At 32.4% G+C, this 19173-nt stretch carries 14 protein-coding genes and 1 riboswitch; of the genes, 6 read left to right on the forward strand and 8 right to left on the reverse strand.

Annotated elements, in window-relative coordinates; all coding sequences use genetic code 11:
• Nucleotides 1-64: 64 nt before the first annotated feature.
• Nucleotides 65-757, forward strand: coding sequence for an NUDIX hydrolase (locus DKT72_RS06460; RefSeq protein ID WP_111307921.1), 693 nt, complete (start codon nt 65-67; stop codon nt 755-757).
• Here DKT72_RS06460 and DKT72_RS06465 read toward each other — a convergent pair whose 3' ends face one another.
• The 5 genes from DKT72_RS06465 to DKT72_RS06485 all read right to left on the reverse strand — a co-directional run bounded on the left by DKT72_RS06465 (nt 758) and on the right by DKT72_RS06485 (nt 8684).
• A complete protein-coding gene (locus DKT72_RS06465) occupies nt 758-2347 on the reverse strand; it encodes a 4Fe-4S binding protein (protein WP_111307922.1) in 1590 nt (529 codons plus the stop codon).
• A complete protein-coding gene (locus DKT72_RS06470; RefSeq protein ID WP_111307923.1) occupies nt 2344-3648 on the reverse strand; it encodes an NAD(P)/FAD-dependent oxidoreductase in 1305 nt (434 codons plus the stop codon). Before DKT72_RS06470 ends, DKT72_RS06465 begins: the two co-directional genes overlap by 4 nt.
• 206 nt (nt 3649-3854) lie before the next feature.
• Nucleotides 3855-5411 (reverse strand): PKD-like domain-containing protein, encoded by a 1557-nt coding sequence (locus DKT72_RS06475; RefSeq protein WP_111307924.1) that lies wholly within the window; start codon nt 5409-5411, stop codon nt 3855-3857.
• An 18-nt stretch (nt 5412-5429) separates the two neighbouring features.
• Nucleotides 5430-6587 (reverse strand): DUF5074 domain-containing protein, encoded by a 1158-nt coding sequence (locus DKT72_RS06480; protein WP_111307925.1) that lies wholly within the window; start codon nt 6585-6587, stop codon nt 5430-5432.
• A 36-nt stretch (nt 6588-6623) separates the two neighbouring features.
• Nucleotides 6624-8684 (reverse strand): TonB-dependent receptor plug domain-containing protein, encoded by a 2061-nt coding sequence (locus DKT72_RS06485; RefSeq protein ID WP_111307926.1) that lies wholly within the window; start codon nt 8682-8684, stop codon nt 6624-6626.
• A gap of 106 nt (nt 8685-8790) precedes the next feature.
• Nucleotides 8791-9022: riboswitch (cobalamin riboswitch) on the reverse strand.
• Nucleotides 9023-9236: 214 nt separating this feature from the next.
• On the opposite strand from DKT72_RS06485, the gene DKT72_RS06490 reads away from it, so the two are divergent.
• From DKT72_RS06490 to DKT72_RS06510, 5 genes are all read left to right on the forward strand, one after another.
• The gene (locus tag DKT72_RS06490) at nt 9237-10184 is read left to right on the forward strand and encodes a glycoside hydrolase family 113 (RefSeq protein WP_235841631.1); all 948 of its coding nucleotides are present in this window, start codon (nt 9237-9239) and stop codon (nt 10182-10184) included.
• A gap of 190 nt (nt 10185-10374) precedes the next feature.
• Complete coding sequence (locus DKT72_RS06495) at nt 10375-11130, forward strand: class I SAM-dependent methyltransferase (protein ID WP_111307927.1); 756 nt, start codon at nt 10375-10377, stop codon at nt 11128-11130.
• An 18-nt stretch (nt 11131-11148) separates the two neighbouring features.
• Nucleotides 11149-12240 (forward strand): glycosyltransferase, encoded by a 1092-nt coding sequence (locus DKT72_RS06500; RefSeq protein ID WP_111307928.1) that lies wholly within the window; start codon nt 11149-11151, stop codon nt 12238-12240.
• A gap of 9 nt (nt 12241-12249) precedes the next feature.
• Nucleotides 12250-13056, forward strand: a complete 807-nt coding sequence (locus tag DKT72_RS06505) for a glycosyltransferase domain-containing protein (RefSeq protein WP_111307929.1) — start codon at nt 12250-12252, stop codon at nt 13054-13056.
• A gap of 29 nt (nt 13057-13085) precedes the next feature.
• A complete protein-coding gene (locus DKT72_RS06510; RefSeq protein ID WP_111307930.1) occupies nt 13086-13928 on the forward strand; it encodes a hypothetical protein in 843 nt (280 codons plus the stop codon).
• On the opposite strand, the gene DKT72_RS06515 is transcribed toward DKT72_RS06510, so the two are convergent.
• The 3 genes from DKT72_RS06515 to DKT72_RS06525 all read right to left on the reverse strand — a co-directional run bounded on the left by DKT72_RS06515 (nt 13925) and on the right by DKT72_RS06525 (nt 19173).
• On the reverse strand, nt 13925-15223 hold the full coding sequence (locus DKT72_RS06515) for an HlyD family secretion protein (protein ID WP_111307931.1): 1299 nt from the start codon (nt 15221-15223) through the stop codon (nt 13925-13927). The two genes, DKT72_RS06510 and DKT72_RS06515, sit on opposite strands and share 4 nt — an antisense overlap.
• Nucleotides 15216-17426: a peptidase domain-containing ABC transporter gene (locus tag DKT72_RS06520; protein WP_111307932.1), complete on the reverse strand. Its 2211-nt coding sequence runs from the start codon at nt 17424-17426 to the stop codon at nt 15216-15218. Before DKT72_RS06520 ends, DKT72_RS06515 begins: the two co-directional genes overlap by 8 nt.
• 97 nt (nt 17427-17523) lie before the next feature.
• Complete coding sequence (locus DKT72_RS06525; protein WP_162623253.1) at nt 17524-19173, reverse strand: hypothetical protein; 1650 nt, start codon at nt 19171-19173, stop codon at nt 17524-17526.

Consider the following 19173-nt stretch of genomic DNA (forward strand, 5'->3'; position numbering starts at 1 on the left):
TTATAATAATTTTAATTAAATTGCCTTTTATAATAATTTTGTTAAATTGCCTTCAAAATAATATATGGCGCTAAATAAATATAGTAATACAGACAAAATTCTCTTAGCTGTTGATTGTATTATTTTTGGTTTTGATAAAGGAGGTTTAAAAATTTTATTGATTAAAAGGGATTTTGAACCGGAATTGGGAAAATGGTCCTTAATGGGCGGTTTTTTAAAAGAGGATGAAAATTTAGATGAGGCCGCCATTCGTATTTTGCAACAACTTACAGGCTTGAGAACCATTTATATGGAACAACTTTATACCTTCAGTAAAGTTGATAGAGATCCTGTAGAGCGAACCTTATCTGTAGCTTATTATGCCTTAATTGATATTGAAATGCATGATGAAGAGCTCATTGAAAATAATTCGGCACAGTGGTTTAGTCTTGATAAAGCTCCTGATTTGATTTTTGACCATAATCAAATGGTAGAAAAAGCGATGGCTAGATTAAAACGAAGAGCTTTAAGTAAACCTATTGGTTTTGAACTCTTACCTTCAAAATTTACCATGCGCCAATTACAGAAATTATATGAGTCTATTCTTAATAAAAAATTAGATAAACGAAATTTCATTAATAAAATAAACTCTTTTGGCATATTGGTTAGATTGGATGAAAAGGACACCCATGAATCTAAAAAAGGAGCTTATTTATATACGTTTGATAAAGAAAAATATGACGAAAAAGTTTTGGAAGGATTCAATTTTAAAATTTAGTTATTTCTGATTTACCAAATCCATTAAATTGACATCATTGCCTAGTAATATGTCATTGGAGTTGATGCGACCTTTCATGGAATCATTCTCTAATTTTAATACCCCTCTGGGGCAAACGGCACTGCAAATGCCACAACCAACACAACTGCTCCGCACAATGTTTTCTCCTTTTTGGGCATAAGCTCGCACATCGATTCCCATTTCGCAGTAGGTGGAACAATTTCCACAAGAAATACATTGTCCGCCATTTGTGGTGATTCTAAATTTAGAAAATAATCGTTGTTGAAATCCTAAAATAGCAGCCATGGGGCAGCCAAAACGGCACCAAACCCTGCTTCCAAAAATAGGGTAGAAGCCCGTGCCAATCACACCTGAAAAAATAGAGCCTATTAAAAAGGCATAGGTAGTTCTTAAGGTTTCAGACTTTATTAAAAACAGTTTGGTATCCGTGCTGAAATAATGCAATCCAATTAAAGCAATGATAACTACAAAATAACCAATGGCTCCATAAATAGCATCTTTACCAAGTTCTTTTCGTTTAAAAACCATAGTTAAAACAAAAACAAGTGTTAAAAATGTAGTTACCAATCCTAAAAAAGCAGGCCTCGTCAGCCAATATTTACTAGAGTCATTCCCTAAATAAGAATACACCACAGCGGTCGTCATCAATATTACAAATACCAAAACACTATGGATCACCCACCGTTCAATTTTCCAAGCCACTTGACGCTTATCACTTAATTGCCTAAAAGGATCGCCAACCGTTTCTGCAAGGGCACCGCAACCACAAACCCAAGAACAATACCAACGTTTCCCATATTTGTAAGTTAGAATGGGGGTGATTATGAAGATGGAAACAATTCCAAAAATTAATAACCCCAAACCAACATCGCCAGCATCTATAAACTGATTGATTCTATAGCGTTCAAAATTATAATAGTTTAAAGGCCAAATACTTTTTAAGTCGTAATAAGGTAAATCTGAATTTAAACGATACATAAATTCAGGGATTAAAAAGGCGAATGCCAATTGAAAAAACATTACGGAAAAAGTTCGCAATTTTTCATACTTGTTATTACGGTATTTCAGTATAAACTTATAACCAAATATTAAAATAGCGACGGTGTAAAGTGTGCCATAAACAAACCATTGGGTTGCGGGTCTTCCGCTTAATAAATTACTTAAAGGGTCGAATAATCCAATTAAGCCTGTATTTGATTCTCCGTTTGAAGATTGCCCTAAATATTCAGGATAAAAATAAAGGACAATATAAAAAAGGGTTAAAAAAACTCCCGTCAGCCAGCCTAAAACACCTCTTGATGAGATGGATTTAAACCATACGCCATCATTTTTTATCCCTTTTGATGTATTCAAATAAGCATCATTGGAAAAAATAATAGTTCCGATAGAAATCAATACTAATGAAAGCGTTAAGAAGAAGCTTTTATTTGAAAAATTGGTATTAAAAAGAGCGAGTACTAAAATGAAAAAACCAATAAAACCAATAGCAAGAGCTAATTTTTGTTTTGTAGAAATATCTTGAGCATCTGGTTTGGCTAAAGACATGCTTTGGTTTAGTTTACTACTCATGCTAGTTGTAATTGGTTTTTATACGTTTTTTGAATCTCTCGCTCATAATGTTTGTAAAATTCTGGATCAAAGTTCGCTTCAGATAAATTTTTTATGACATAATCTATATCTCGATTTTCTGTGAGCCACCTATCAAAAACCTCATGGCGCATCCGAATTCCAAACGTATTGATGCCTAAAAATTGATTGGTATTTTTATCAAAAGCCATTGTGATGCACTTAGTGTCATCGTCGTGTTTCCAATGAAAATGAGATTCGTTATCAGATTTGTTTTTGTGGCTATTTACCCAGCCATAAGTTTGATATTCAATATCAAAAAACTTGGCAGAATTAAACCAATGTCCAGGATTGTAAGACATTTTATTACCGCAAATGGTTTGTGCCAACACTTCTCCCATCATACGTCCGGTATACCAAACGGCTTCAATAGGTTTACGATTCCCAGTAGCTTCTCTTTGTTCAGCACAATCGCCAACAGCGTAAACATCGGGGATATTAGTTTCTAAAAACCGATTGACTAAAACACCTTTATTGGTTTCTATATCCGAATTTTTTAAAAAATCAATATTTGGGGACACACCAGCCGTTAATCCCACAAAATCACAGGCAATTTCTTCTCCAGTTTCTTCAATGATTATGGATTTTGCTTTGCCTTTGTCATCGGATATAATCTCTTTTAAATTAGATGATAATCGCAAATCAATATGGTGCTTTTTAATATGTTTGTTAATCATTTGACTTTCACCTTCGGGCAAAACACTATTCCAAAAACTACTTTCGCGGACTAAGAATGTCACAGGAATATTTCTGGAACTAAGCATTTCAGCCAATTCAATACCTATTAATCCGCCACCAATAATGACAGCACGTTTACAAATGGTATTATTTGGTGTAAAAACCTCTAAATTTTCTAAATCTTGTTTGCTGTATAAGCCTTGCACGCCGTTTAAGTCTTGTCCTTTCCATCCAAATTTATTCGGTTTACTTCCAGTGGCGATAATCAATTTGTCATATTGTACATTGTCACCTTCAGAAAAAACAAGAGTTTTGTTTCTAGTGTCAATAGTTTTTACAAATCCTTTTTTAAGGTCGATTTTGTTTTTCTTCCAAAACCAATCTTCAAAGGGTTTAGTGTGTTCAAATGTCATGTGTCCCATATACACATACATAAGTGCTGTTCGGGAAAAGAAATAATCAGATTCAGCAGAAATAATAGTTATTTGTTTGTCGGAATGTTTTCTAATGTGCCTAGCAGCTGTAACACCAGAAATACCATTGCCAATAATAACGATGTGGTCCATAAGATGGGATTAGTTCAATATTTGTCGTAGGTTCTGTTAAAACCTTAAATTAGTATATTCATTTTGTTTAAATTTAGATATTAATCAAAACTTATCATTCTTTTTTGTATATTTTATTTAAATGATTAATGAATAATAATTCTCATCTTAATTCTATGAAATAAAAAAGAGACTGCTTTTTAAACAGTCTCTTTTTTTGGTTTGTTTTATTCCAAGTTTAAATCCTTGAATCCGGAGATCTCGGTAGAAACTTCTCCTAGCCAACCTCCTTCTGCTCGATTAGAAGTATATACTTTTATAAAATCTATACCTTTTAATTCAACGGCTTTTCCATTAGAGTTTACAGCCCAACTGATATCTATTTGTCCCTTAATATCGTTATTGCCCCAGTTATCTGCATATCCCCATTCATAGGCTGGATTTACCCAATAACTACCTGTGCCAGAGGTGTCATATACATTAGATTCCAAAAATGTGCCTTTAAAGGTAACGCTTTCTCCTTTCCATAAAGGGTAGTAGCTTTGACTGTGAAATGAGTTTTTGGAAACATATCCCTTTTTACCTTGGTTATCTTCCCATGAAATATAATCAGGCACATTGCCAGAAGGCTCAGATTTTGGTTTGAAATAGGTGATCTCATAATTTTTAATGGTACTTGGTTTATTGTACTCTGAACCAGCAATTTCATACCATTCATCATCATCTATTCCATTGTCATTAGCGTCATAAGAAACCATGATAATTCCTGGCTCAGCCCAACTGCTAAGAGCGTTACCAAGTATAACAAAATCATTTCCTTCTTTATTAATGATTGTATGGTCAAAGCCTATTTTAACATACCCTCCAAATCCACCTAAAGAGATCATGCTATTTGAAGTTAATTTTCCTTCAGCCATAACTCGCATCGTTTCGTTTGTATCTTCTTCTGTAGCTATAGGTAGTGTATTGATAAATTGACCAGGAGCAGGGAAATACTCTAAGACACGAGTGATTTTATTTTGGTAGACTTTGTCGTTAACAGTAACGATCAGATTCTCGGTTGTTTCTCCTACACTGTTTTTAGCTTTAAATTGAATATTATAAGTGCCTGCTTCTGAAAATACATATAGTAAATTTAACTCGGTTGAAAACTCTTTGTTATTTATGAGCCATTTGTAAGTGTTATTTGCACTATTAGTAACTTGAGGTTCTATGCGGAACCATTTCATTTTATCTATTGTAAAACCATTGGTAGGTTCTAGGATAGTTATTTTTGGGACACTGGCTTCTATGCTAATGGTGCGATTATCAGCAAAAGTAAAAGTCATGATACCGTTGACTAAACTTATTGATGTAATGTCTGAACCGTCTTTTCCATTTTCTCCAGAAGCAGATGTTTGAGTATCTATACCATTGATGTACCAATTACCGTTTTCTCCAATTACAATTTCAGGAGCTGCACCTTCATCACCAGTATCTCCTTTGGCAGATTTTCCTGTATCTGTGCCATCAATAATCCAGTTGCCATTTTCTCCTATTTCAATAAATGATGTGGTATTACGAACAGATAATTGTGAGCCATCACTCATAGTAATAATGTAATAGCCTTCTTTTGTTTCATAATTGGTTATGTAAAGCCTATTGTTTAATGCGTCTAGCAGGTTTTTGTATTGTGCCATTTGCTCTTTTAATTCGTTAATGTCATCTTTCAGATTATCTATATCATCTTTATAACATCCTGTTAGCATGAATGCAGTGGTAATTACTAGTATTAATTTTTTCATTTTTTAAAATTTTAATTATTATGGATTAATTATGTTTTCTTTTAAATTAAATGCAATATGGGCAGGAATATCCCCTGTGGTTACTGTGAATTTTAGGTTTTTATCTTTATCAACACAGTATAGGGTTCCTGGAGATACATAGTCACCTGCGTCTGTTATGAAAATATTTTTAGAGACAGGGTCTACGGCAATACCATAAGGGGTTTTAATGCTACTCCTAATAGTTTCGGGAAGAAACGAGTCCTCTAGCAATGTTTCAGTTTTTACATCTATCATGGAATAGTTGATATTCCAATCGAAAGTGGTATAGCTAAATTCAGATCCTATTACGTAGGCTATGTCATTGACAATAGTTAGGTTGGAACATGCAATGTCAAATGTTTTTTTTATGATATCTGTTTTTGTGTCTATAACAAATAATTTTGAAGGAATCTCGTAATAATCGCCACGAGAACTTACATATAAGTCACCATCTTCATCAGCTTTTAGGTTGTGAAGATTAATAGCCACATCAATATCTTTGGTTTTTGTAAATGTTTTTAAATCTATAACAGAAATCGTTCTTTCATAGTCTGGTGGACTATAACCTCCAGAATTAGCTACATATAATTTGTCATTTATAACAGACATTTCTTCGGGTTGTCTACCCACTTTAACAGTCCTGGATATGCTGAGTGACGTGGTGTCTATTTCAGCAACAAATCCATTTGGAGAGTCAGTTCCTAATTGAACCTCTCCGTCATAAGCACTTACATAAGCTTTTCCTTTTGAAAAGGTGATATATCTACAATTTTTTACATCGATAACTTTTAGTCTTTTAGCTGTTTTTACATCCATAACTTCTACTTTGTTAGAGTTATTAATTACAGCGTATAATTTTGATCCGTAAATACCAATATCATTTCCTACATCGCCAAGACCTAAAGTAGATTCTGGGTTTGCTTGTCCGTAAACATTTCTTCTATAAGTTCCTGTTTCATAATCATAATAGTCTAATGACGATTTGTTCATGTTCATATTGCCTTCGTTAAGCAAAAAAAATCCCTTTACGGTTGTTACAATTTCAGGAGGTAGATTTTCTTCTTCTTCAGGAATAATAGGATCGTCGGTTTGACATCCAGAAAAAGAAATGATAGCCCATGCTAGAATAGGCAAAAATTTGTGTGTTTTTTTCATTGTTAATTATTTAGTTATTAAAAAAAGATTTTGAGATTATAAGTTTATAGTGAGGTGGAATCGATAATTTCTACCAGGCATGGGAAAGTTTAATACCACATCATAATATTGGTTAAATAAGTTGTTTATTTCGGCTCCTATTTTTACAGGAATATTAAATAATTCTCCATCCCAGAGTAAGGCCATGTCACTTGTGTACCAAGGCTTTACATAATTTACGGGAATGTTGGCTTTTTGACTATATCTTTCACCTGTGTAGATAAAGCTATAGTTCATTTGCCATTTTTTCCAGTCTATAGACGATGTTAATGTGGCGCTATGTTTTGGGGTATAAGGAATTTGGTTTTTATAGGTTGTGCTTTTAGGAGTTATGTCAGTTGCTTTTTGGTACGTATAGCCAAAGCCTAAATCTACATACAGTTCTGAAGGAAGTTGAAATCTTAAATTGACATTGGTCTCTAAACCTTTAATGTCCACTTTACCTAAATTTATCATAGTCCATCTAAAAAGATTAGAAGAAGGCATTGCTATGATTTTATCCTTTACACGATTATAGTATATGTCGGTTTGAAAAGATACAGAGTTTATAAATTTATGTGGCTCTATAACCCATGTTGTTCCTAAATTATATTGTGTCGTGAATTCAGGTTGTAATGAGCTATTACCAATAAAAGTATAATATAAGTCGTTAAATGTAGGCATGCGGAAAGATTCTTTATAGAATGCCCTAAGGCAAATTTTTTTTGTATCAAACGGTTGAAATGAAGCCGAGATAACGGGGCGGAATAGTTTTCGGTTATCTCCTTGTTGGTAGTATTTTACCTGTTCGTTTATATTAGCAACAAGTAAATTTGTTTGTATGGTAAGCCTGTCCCAGTCCATGTCACTAGATAGAACTCCTAAATATGAATAGCGAGTAGGGTATGGAAAACGATAGAGATTTGCATCCAGTGTATTTAGAATAAAATCGGTAGCCAAAGATAGGCTCCACCAGTTTTTAAGGGCATACTGATTGACTAATGAAACGTAAAATTCATTTTGGTAATATTTGTTGTCTAAAGCACCCTCAGTGGTTTTGTAATCAGGATCTATATAGCGGTTATAATCTCTGCTATATTTTATATTTAAAAGAAGGTTATGATTTTTAAAATATGAATTTTCTAATAATCCGTGTATGAAAAAATTTCGATCCCATTGTCGTTGTGTGTTAGAAAAACGATTGGCTACAATGGCACCTGGAAGCCCTCTTTCAGAATCGTATAAATATGCTTTTAGCATAGCTTTTCCTTTTTCACCTAATTTGGCATGTAGGGCCATTTCGCTTCGAAATGCTGTTATGTCACCATTTTGTCTAACAGCAGTAGTATCATATCCACCATCTTTTTTATATCGAAATTTGTATCGTCCATGTGCTTTTATCCACTCTGCGTTTGTTGATAAAGACAGTGAAGAGTTTAATTTTTGTTGGAAAAATACGGAGGGACTTATCAGTCCAAAAGAACCTGTTTTTAAGGATGTTTTTAAATGGTTTTTTTCTCCTAAGGCAAAATGCGGCGATTTGGTTTTTAAAAATAGCGTATTGGAAGAAAAAAATCCTTTTGCAGGCTGAAAAATGGATGATTTTTGTCCATTATATAATTCAATGGATTCTATATTGTCTAACGTATATTTACCTAGATCAACCTGCCCATTTTGAGCATTGCCTATATTCATTCCATCATAGAAAACAGCCGTATGGGCACTTCCAAGACTTCTTACGTTAATGGTTTTTATACCGCCAACACCGCCATAATCTTTCAATTGTACACCCGAAAAGTATCTCATGGCATCAGCAACCGAAAGACTGTTTAATTTTTCAAGTTGATGGCCAGATAAGATTTGAGCTGGCATCGCAGATTTCACATTAAACCTTTGTCTAAAGATGGTTGTGCTCACTACAACTTCGTCTAATGTATAAACTTTTGTAGTGTCTAATTCAGTTTTTACAGGAGTTTTTAAAGTATTGTTCTGCGAATAACTAGAATTTATAAATAAAACCCCAGTCAAAACTAAGACAATAACTTTTGCCTGCAAACACTCGCGTTTACAGTAATACATAAATTAAACTATTTGATAGTTATCAAATAGCTTTAATGGATGAAATGAAATCAAATGTAACTTAGCTCATTTGCATTTGGTTTCAAAGCTTTATTCCACGAAAGCTCTAAAATTATATGCAATGGCAGGTATCCTGACTTATTCCCATTTTAAACCGCCTTCCCACATCTGAAACAAAATGCAGTGGCAAAAGATTTGGCTTCAAACTTATAAAAGTAGTAGCCTGTTAAAATGTTGCATGGAACTTACAGTAACGGGTTTGTTCAGGACTTTCACCTGATTCCCTCTTCGTTAATTACGTTGTAAAACGTAGTTAAACCAATGCGGTGCAAAGATAGATAATTCATTTAATATACCCGTCTGGTTTTTATTAAATGATTAAAAATAATAGATTTTAAATAAAGCAGGATGATATAATTTTTATTGTAAGATTTACTGAAATTTTAAGAGGATTCCATCAGTTTGTTTAAATTTAAATATTAATTAAAGGCTATGAAATTTTTCTATTCATTTTGTTTGTGTTTATTGTTGAGCGGTTGTAGAACAATATTATTGCCCAACACAAAAATTAATGGCGTTAGTTTTGTGTCTTCAAGAGATACTATAAATAGGACGCATATAGACCCCGTTGTGAATATTCATGCCAATTATGCTTCTATCATGCCTTTTGGTTTTATCAGGAATTTAGAGCATCCCAAGGTTTTATATAATTGGAATAGGCAAATGTTCGGAGAAAGTAAATCCGGAATAAAACAATACATTCATAGTTTAAATAAAAGAGGTATTGAAATCATGCTGAAACCCCAACTTTGGGTTGCTCGCGGAGAATTTACAGGATTAATAAAAGCAGATCATGAAGAAGCTTGGCTGGAACTAGAACAATCTTATACTAAATATATATTATATTTTGCTGAGTTAGCTGAAGAAGAACATGTGGCTATTTTTTGTATTGGTACCGAGTTAGAAGGGTTTATTGATAAGAGACCAAACTATTGGAAGCAATTAATTAAAAACATCAAGAAAATTTATAAAGGTAAATTAACCTATGCAGCCAATTGGAACGAATATGATAGAGTTCCCTTTTGGGATCAATTAGATTATATAGGTATTGATGCTTATTTCCCTGTGAGCGATTTAAAAACTCCGACTTTAGAAGATTGTAGATTAGGTTGGTTAAAACATAAAGATACCATTCACGCATTTTCCATTATGCATGATAAACCTATTTTATTTACTGAATATGGTTATAGAAGTGTCGATTTTTCTGGAAAACAACCTTGGCGAAGTGATCGAGATATGAAAGAGGTGAACTTTGAAGCTCAAAAAAATGCGACTCAAGCACTTTTGGAAACTTTTTGGGGAGAAGATTGGTTTGCTGGTGGCTTTGTTTGGAAATGGTTTCATCATCCTGAACGTACTGGGGGTGAGGATGATTCGCAATTTTCGCCACAAAATAAACCAGCGGAAGCTATTATAAAAGATTGGTATTCGAAATATTGATTCCCTTTTTTTGTCTAAAACTATTAAATAATAGTTGACCCCAAAAACAGATGTTTAATTAGTTTTATGAGTATTTTTAAATTATTTAAAAGAAAAACCTACAATTTTTGTAGGTAATTATATTAAAAATTATATATTTAGAGATAAGTTATATTTTGTTAAAATTTATAATTAATTATTCAGTTTTATAATGAACAACCAAAACGAAGAAGATAATTCGGAAAAGTTTTTAGAGTTTCTGACCAATACAATTTACCATTTAGAAAATAACAATAGGCTAAATCGATTCTTTTCAGAGGACATACTGAGTGTTAATTTTCTTAATACAATAATTCATGGTTATCCATACTTGCCTTTTTCAGGATCATCGTTGAGACCCTTCTGTTTAAACCACATACTTAATGATATTGTAATAAACAATAGAAAAAATATTATCGAATTTGGATCAGGTATTTCAACTATATTAATTGGCAGATTAATCAAAAAGAATAATTTAGATACATCCATAATTTCGATTGAGCATGATTTAGAGTGGTCTCAAAAATTATCACAATTACTTTCCAATGAGAATTTGGATGGGGTTGTTAGTGTTTTACATTGTCCCCTAGAAGAATGTAAATTAGCCCTCGACAATAATTTATGGTATTCTACAGAGATTTTAGACTCAGTTACAGAGAGCAAAACTTTTGATATGATTATTGTTGATGGTCCTCCAGCTTGGATACAGAGTAAAGGCAGATCAAGATACCCGGCATTCCCATACATGATTGATAAATTAGATGAAAATTATTCGATTTATCTTGATGATGCTATGAGAGAAGGTGAACAATCCATCATTAAATTATGGGAAGAAGAATTCCTGATTAAATTTAAACACTCAGGGAATTCATTGGCTTATTATTATAATGGTATTTCTTTTTTTACAGAGCCGTATGTGTATTATTAATCCCGATATTTATTATTTATGTCATTAAAAAAGGGAATAACGGTACTGATATGTACGCACAATGGAGCCAATAATCTTCCAGAAACATTAAAACATTTGGCATTTCAAGAGTTTGATAAGGATATACCTTGTGAAATCATTATGATTGATAATGCTTCTACCGATAATAGTATAGATGTGGCAAGAAGAGTTTGGGCTGAACTTCAGGCAGATATTCCAATCGAACTATTTTTTGAACCTAAAAAAGGAAAGGAAAACGCCATAGATAAAGGACTGAACATGGCTAATTATCAATATGTTATTATTTGTGATGATGATAATTGGCTTGAAAAAAACTATTTTCAAGTGGCTTTTGATATCATGTCTAAAAATGGAGACATTGGCATGTTGGGTGGGCAAGGCATTCCTGCTAAACATTTGGATTTACCTGATTGGTTTTCGGGAATGAAAACGTATTATGCTGTAGGACAGCAAGGCTTAATTAGTGGAGAGATAAAGCATTACCATCCAAAATCTAGATTTATTTGGGGAGCTGGCTCTGTAATTAATATGAAGGCTTATGCCTTATTGAAGCAATGTGGGTTTGAACGTATTCTTACCTATGGGTTTGAAGGTAAGATCGCTAGGTCTGAAGACCTAGAACTCTCACTTGCCATATGGTTGACAGGCTATAAATTGTGGTACGATAGGAGGCTTATTTACGAACATGCCCTGTCGCAAGATAGACTTTCCTGGGAGGCTTTAATCCATATAGTAAGGATCTCCGCACCCGCCTACCACATTGTTAGAACCTATGATATTCTTATTTTTACAGGAAAAGATAATGCGCCAAATAAAAGTTATTGGATAGATTACATTGTTTTTTCTTTAAAAAATCTTAAAACATATTTTAACTTTCCAAAAGACATAGGAACCATATTTTGCATAATTTTTGGGAAGCATAAGCGAACAATAAATTATGTCTCTCAAGTTAGAGCGTTTTACCAATTTTTGGGATTGCTGAAACTAGGAAAAAAATATGATCGTAATTTCAAAAAGATCAAACAATTACAGGTAAGACTAAGTGAAACAGTAGAAAACTATAACCAGAAATTACTTGGTTGTCAATAATGTTTAAGTATGGGTTTGAAAGTAGTTACAGTAGTAAATGATGTTAACGATATAAATTTTAATCTCCTAAGGTTTTCCTGCATACTAAACGGGCTGGAGTTGGTTGTTTTGGTATCAAGTGGCAAAATATTCCATACGAGAAGAATTAAGGATGAGCTTCTTTACGATTACCTGTCAGACGATAGCATTGATGATGATGAACTCATTTTTTTTACAGATGGAACAGACGCTCTATTAGTAGCTGGAGAAGATGAGATTATTTCAAAGTATAATGCTTTTGATAAAAAAGTGGTGTTTTCAGCAGAAACAGGCTGTTGGCCAGATTCGAGCATGGAAAAGCGGTATCCTGATGACAATATACATACACCATACAAATATCTGAATAGCGGTGGATTTATTGGTAATGCAAGGACTATAAAAGACTTGTTGGAGGACAATGATTTTGATTTAGAAAATTATCCCTTGAGTAATCAATATCTATGGGCGCAACGTTATTTAAAGCATAGGGATAAAATCGCATTGGATTTTAATTGCGATATCTTTTGTGCTTTTTTTTCAGAAGAGGGAGAAGAGTATTTCCCTAAATCAGATAATGGTGATTTTTCACAATATTATCTTTACAAAAAAGAATGGTTCCACACAAACTTTGAAGTTATAGTTAATAGATTAAAAAATAATTTGACCCAAACATTCCCCTGCCATTTACATTTTAATGGTACATCAAAGTTTTTAATAGACCAAGACATACATGATATGGTATATTCAAATATTAAAAACTACAAACCCGTTCAATATTATTTTGAAAATGAAGAATAAAGAGTATAAAATTAAAAGTGTTTTTTAGTATGGATGAAAATCATGCTTGGTTTAACTCTACCTTTTTTTACGATATAAAAAAATGGCATCTTGTTTTATCTGAGATAGAAAATTTCATATTGTACCTCAAAAAAGATGAATATGTTTATTATCAAGTGTCTTTGAATTATGTACCTGTATATACTATTCAATTTGCTATGTTGTTTCCGAATGAACACATAATGGATGCCATCGGGAAACGATTTTTCGACTATTTCACACAGTTTAAAGAAAATAATAGACCTGAAAAATATATAGTAGAAGTTAAGGGAATTGGTTTGCCTTACCCGTCAAACACATTCCATATTGGTTTAAATCCAATCCCACATAATAAAAATGGACATGCTGTTTACAATATACAGGAGCATTTTTCAAAATTGATGTTTTCAGGGCTGAAGACCGAAACATTTATACAAGAAGACACCCATACTTTATCCATATATGCCTTAATAACTTTAGGAAAAGCCATTAGGAACCATAATCAGCAAGTAGCTAAAAATGTATTTATGAATCTGCAAAACAATTATTTTCTACACGGACAATCCATAAAAAAAGTCTTTCCTGAAGAATATGATGAAATATCAAATCTTTCAAACTCATTATTATCTGCTAATGATATTGAAAAGGAAGAGCCGTGGTTGGCAGCATGGTATGTATTCTGTAAAACATATGTTGAAGATTATTTAATTAACCAATCAGAACCAATTCAAACAGAAAACAAAATAAAAGAGTTATATTTAAAAAAAATAGACCTTATTGCGAATCAATTGGGAATTCCAATCGAAACAAAGGAAACCTTATCCAGTCTGGTTACCTGTTCTTTAATATATTAATACTTGAAAATATCCTTAAACTTATAAAACAAGCGTTCGGCGACACTTAAATCTTCAGTTACAATTTCTGCATTTCCCAATAATTCTTGAGTAAATTTAAAGTTTTTGTTGTATGAGGTTTTGATGCCATTTGGCAGTGAAATGAATACGGTATAATTATTTTCAGCGTTAGGAGAAATAGAAAAATTAGTAACCTTACCAATTAACATGCCGTATTGTTGGTAAGGAAAGTTATCTAATTTTATAAATACTTTTTGTCCCACAGTTACTTTTCCAGCATTTTGTGCGGGTATGACGAGCTTGCCCACTAAGGCAGACGTATCTGTGGGCAAAATCGAAAATACAATATTGCCAGAATTAACAAATTGATTTTCTCCCCAGTAATCTTGGAAACTAATAACACCATCGGTTGAGGACTTTAAAACATAATTATACTCCCAAGTCCTAATCGCTTCTTTAAGTATGTCATAGGACTGGATGAGATTTTTTAAGAATTTGGTATTGTCCTCTTGTTCATTGATACGTGTGCTTTTTAAGGTATGGCTTGCTGTAGAAATAGCCTCGGTCATTTGCGAAATCGAGATAGCCATGGCACTAATATTCTTTTGCATTTGAATGAACTCTAATTGTTTTAGTTCATAATCCCTTTGGGAAATCACACCTTTTTCAAATAGTTGTTTATCTCGTTCATAATCTGTTTGTTTTAGCTTATATTCTTGCTCCAATAAGTTTTTTTGATTAATCTGACTAATTAATCTATTCTTTAATTCTTGAAGTGATACTTTGTTGCCGCCCAATTGATTTTCATAAGGATCTAAATCTTTCAGTAAAAAATAATCCATATAACTTTTTTCAAAACTAAGATAGGCCATACTGACGTCACCCAATATAAGAAAAGCCGTTTTTTCAAAAGGAAACTTAAAAGAATTGACATTGAAGGGCAATGTGTCAATAATATTTTTTAAGAGATACACATCATTGAATTTTGCAGTGTTCTTTATAATCGCTAATTTTTGATTAACTTCTACTGTGTCACGATTATTAACAAAGATTTTCTCTAATTGCCCAGAATATCTAGATATTATTTTTTCTGTAGGTTGCTTGGTAGTTACCAATACTTTTGCCGTCACAAAATCGGGATATTTAATCATAAAAGATAGGGATACGATGATACACACGAACATAAAAATAAGTGTGATGCCCCACCTAACAATCCATGAAGGTGGATTGGACAAGATTTCCTGTACTTCTTCCGACCGTAACTCTAAATTGTCCTGTTTTGTCTTTTTAGGCATCTTTTGTTCCGCTTAATTTTTCCAATTCCAATTGATTTTTTACTAAATTATAATAAGCACCTTTTTGTTTTAATAACTCAGTATGATTTCCAGATTCTATAATCATGCCTTCATCAACAACAACAATTTGATCCGCATTTTTAACAGTGCTTAAGCGATGCGCAATAATAACAACCGTTTTCTCTTGGAAGAATTCATTTAAATTTTCCATGATGATTCGTTCGTTCTTAGCATCAAGCGCCGAGGTTGCTTCGTCAAAAAATAGTATTTCAGGATTTTTATAAACAGCTCTGGCAATAAACAATCGTTGCTTTTGTCCCGTACTTACGCCAATGCCTTCATTCCCTATTTTGGTGTTAAATCCTAAAGGCAGAGATTGAATAAAGTCATAAATATTAGCAACCTTAGTTGCTTTAATCAACCGTTCTTGATCTATCACGTCCTCTCCAACAGCAATGTTATATGCGATGGTATCATTAAACACATACCCTTCTTGCATCACTACACCGCAATGGGTTCGCCAAGCTTTATGAGAAAGCGCATTTAAATAGTGTTCACCATATAGAATGGAGCCTTTTTCTACATCATAAAACTTAAGCAGAATTTTCATTAAAGTCGTTTTTCCGCTACCACTGGATCCAACGATGGCTGTAATTTTATTGGCAGGCACCACCATGTTTAATCCTTTGATAACCTGTTCATCACTTCCAATATATCTAAAGGTGATGTTTTTAACCTCCAGATTTTGGTTAGGCTTGATATTGCTAATCAAGTGTTTTTCTTTGCTTTCTTCGTCGTCTTTATCATGAATTTCGCCTAAACGCTCCAAACTTATTTTGGCATCTTGCGTAGCTTGAATAAAACTTACTAATTGGCTTATGGGGCTATTTAATTGTCCGATAATATATTGAATGGATAGCATCATACCCAACGTGATAGAGCCTTCAATAACTAATAAGGCAGAAGTAAAGGTTATAAATATATTTTTAGCTTCATTGATAAAGGATGATCCAACACTTTGGGTTTGCTCTAAAGCCAAGCTTTGCATAGACACTTTAAAAAGGCGAGCCTGTACGTATTCCCATTTCCAACGTTTTTGTTTTTCTGCATTGTTCATTTTAATCTCTTGCATCCCATTTATAAGCTCTATAACCGTGCTTTGTTCCTGGCTTAATTGGGAAAAGCGTTTATAATCCAGTTCTTTTCTTCTTTTTAAGAAAAACAATATCCAGATAATATAGATTATGCTGCCAATGGCAAAAATAAAGAAGATAGACGTACTATAGTAAATAAGGACTGCTCCAAATACTAGCAAGTTTACCATTGAAAAAAGTGTGTTTAAGGTAGAACCTGTTAGCAGCTTTTCAATTCGGGTGTGGTCATTGATGCGTTGCATGATGTCCCCAGTCATTCTGGTGTCAAAATAAGCAATGGGAAGATTCATAAGCTTTATAAAAAAATCTGAAACTAAAGAAATATTGATACGCGTGCTTAAATGCAATAAAATCCAACTTCTAAAAACATCAACACTGGTACGCCCTACAAAAAGCATTAATTGAGCCATTAACACCATATATATAAAGCTGATGTCTTGATTTTGTATACCTACATCTACAATGCTCTGTGTTAAAAACGGAAAAATAAGTTGCAATAAACTGCCCACTATCAAGCCAATAATAAGTTGCAACAGGAGGCTTTTATATTTAAACAGGTATTGGAATAGAAAGCGAAACGATTTTTTATCGGTTGCTTCCCAGCTAAGTTGTTTGAATTTTGGAGTAATTTCTAACAGTAAGGCAATGCCTTCTTTGGTGTTTTCAGTGGCGTTATTGCCAATCCAGCGTTGAGTGAATTCTTCTTTGGTGTAGGTGATTAATCCATAGGAAGGATCTGAAATATAGACCACATTATCCTTAATTTTATAGACCACTACAAAATGGTTTTTATTCCAATGAACGATTAAGGGGAGTGGGGCTTCTTTTAGTTTCTTAAAATCAAATTTGACTCCTAAAGACTTAAATCCCATAGCCTCGGCAGCATCGCTTAATTTTAATAGATTGCTGCCTGCTCTTGTGGTTTCGGATAAATCTCTAATGTCCTGTAAAGAAATAAGCTTACCATAATGTTTGGCTATGATCCGCAGGCATGTGGGACCACAGTCTTTAGAGTCTGGTTGTTTATAAAATGGAAATTTTTTTTTCAATATTTATATTTTGAGTGCATATTAACTCATCTTAAGCAGATTATTTAATGATTTGTCAGATAGGATTAGATAAATTATTATCACAAATATTTTATTTTTATACTGAAAGGGAAAAAGTTTTAAAAGAAGTGTTGTCCGTTGTACAAATTCTAATAACGAGATTTCCTTCAGGTAAAATTAAATCAACTGTATTTTCAGCGGATGTTTTTCTTATAATGGATATTATTGGAACACTTCTGTTTTTGTATTTCGAATATTCTTCCTCATAGTATACAGAGATTAATAAATCTTTGTTTTTATTAAGTATTAAAAAATCATCCATTAATCTTATCTCCTTGAACTCTTTATGAGGATAAATTTCTTTGAAGTTTTTGCTTAGATTATTTATAACAAAATAATCTACCGGCTTCCATAATCTATCATTGTGCTTAAATAAATAAGAAGGCATCATAATTAATTCATCACGAATGTTTGAAACTATATTTACTTGGTCAATTGTTAGCGGATTAATATTAGTTAATTCTTTGAAAAAAGAAGCCATTCTCCTACTCCCTTTACTTGTCTCTTCTTCATAAATATGATCAAATCCAGCATACACAAATACTTTGTTATTAGAATTATTATCCAGTATTTTTTTTAAATTTTTTGCTTGAGCAACTTCTCTGTCGATACTATTATTAAAATCCTCATATCCTATTATTGTAAATCCTAAATCTTTGGCTTCTCTAATTAAATGTCCAAAGAATGGCTCTCGAGTATAATATCCTGTATTTATTTTAGGATAAGGTTCTACATTATTGAGTAAGGAGTCTTGGTCTTTATATAATGCTTCTAAAGCTAGGTGAGTATAACCGCTATTCTTTAAGGGATTTAAAAGTTTTATAGCTAATAGTCTATTTTCAGGACACCAATGATTTTCATTTAACATTACGACACGAGTTTTTTTTGATAAAGAAGTGATTTTTTCAATTACATCGTTAGCTTTATCAATTTCGGAACTATGAAATAAAGTATCTAAAACTGTTGATAAGTAGGTTTTTTTATCAAAAGCAAATTTATTAATAAGGCTATCATATTCAATATTATTGGACATAAAAGAATTTATTGTTATCAAATACTGAAATTGTATCCATTCATTTTCCTTAGATTTAACAATTGGTGCGTTTTTAAGTTTTTCTCTAACAAATAAATAGTTGGTATGTTCCTTATATGTTTCAAACACTTTAGAAAAAGTAAGTTTTTTTAAATCAGAATTAAAAGAAATTTTTTCAGATAGTGACAAACCGTCAATTAATATTGATTTAATATTATTGTTATTTATTCCTTTTAAAAGTACAAAGGCATTTTTATTGCCTCTACTCTTTTTGTATAAAACGACATTCTGTATAGTATCTTTAATAAGTAATTTTATATATTCTGTAGTATCTTTAGGTTTTTTTTTTGAATTTTTAAAAAATAAGAATACGTCGTATTTTGGTGAGACATTTGTGGAACCAAAAACTAACAGATTTCTTTGATCAATATCTTTAATCCCTTCAATCTTATTTTTTATTTCATTTTTTTCTAATGTGTTAAATTTAATATCTCCAAAAAAATCAATACTCATGTCAATCTCTTTATTATACAAAGTATTACCGTCAAAATAATTATATTTAATAAGTGGGTGAAAAGATTTACAAGAACTCAAAATCAATAACAAGAAAAGACCTGAAAACTTTAGCAAAAAATAATATTTTTCTGTTTTCAT

The sequence above is a fragment of the Confluentibacter sediminis genome, assembly GCF_003258355.1.
Taxonomy (GTDB): Bacteria; Bacteroidota; Bacteroidia; order Flavobacteriales; family Flavobacteriaceae; genus Confluentibacter; species Confluentibacter sediminis.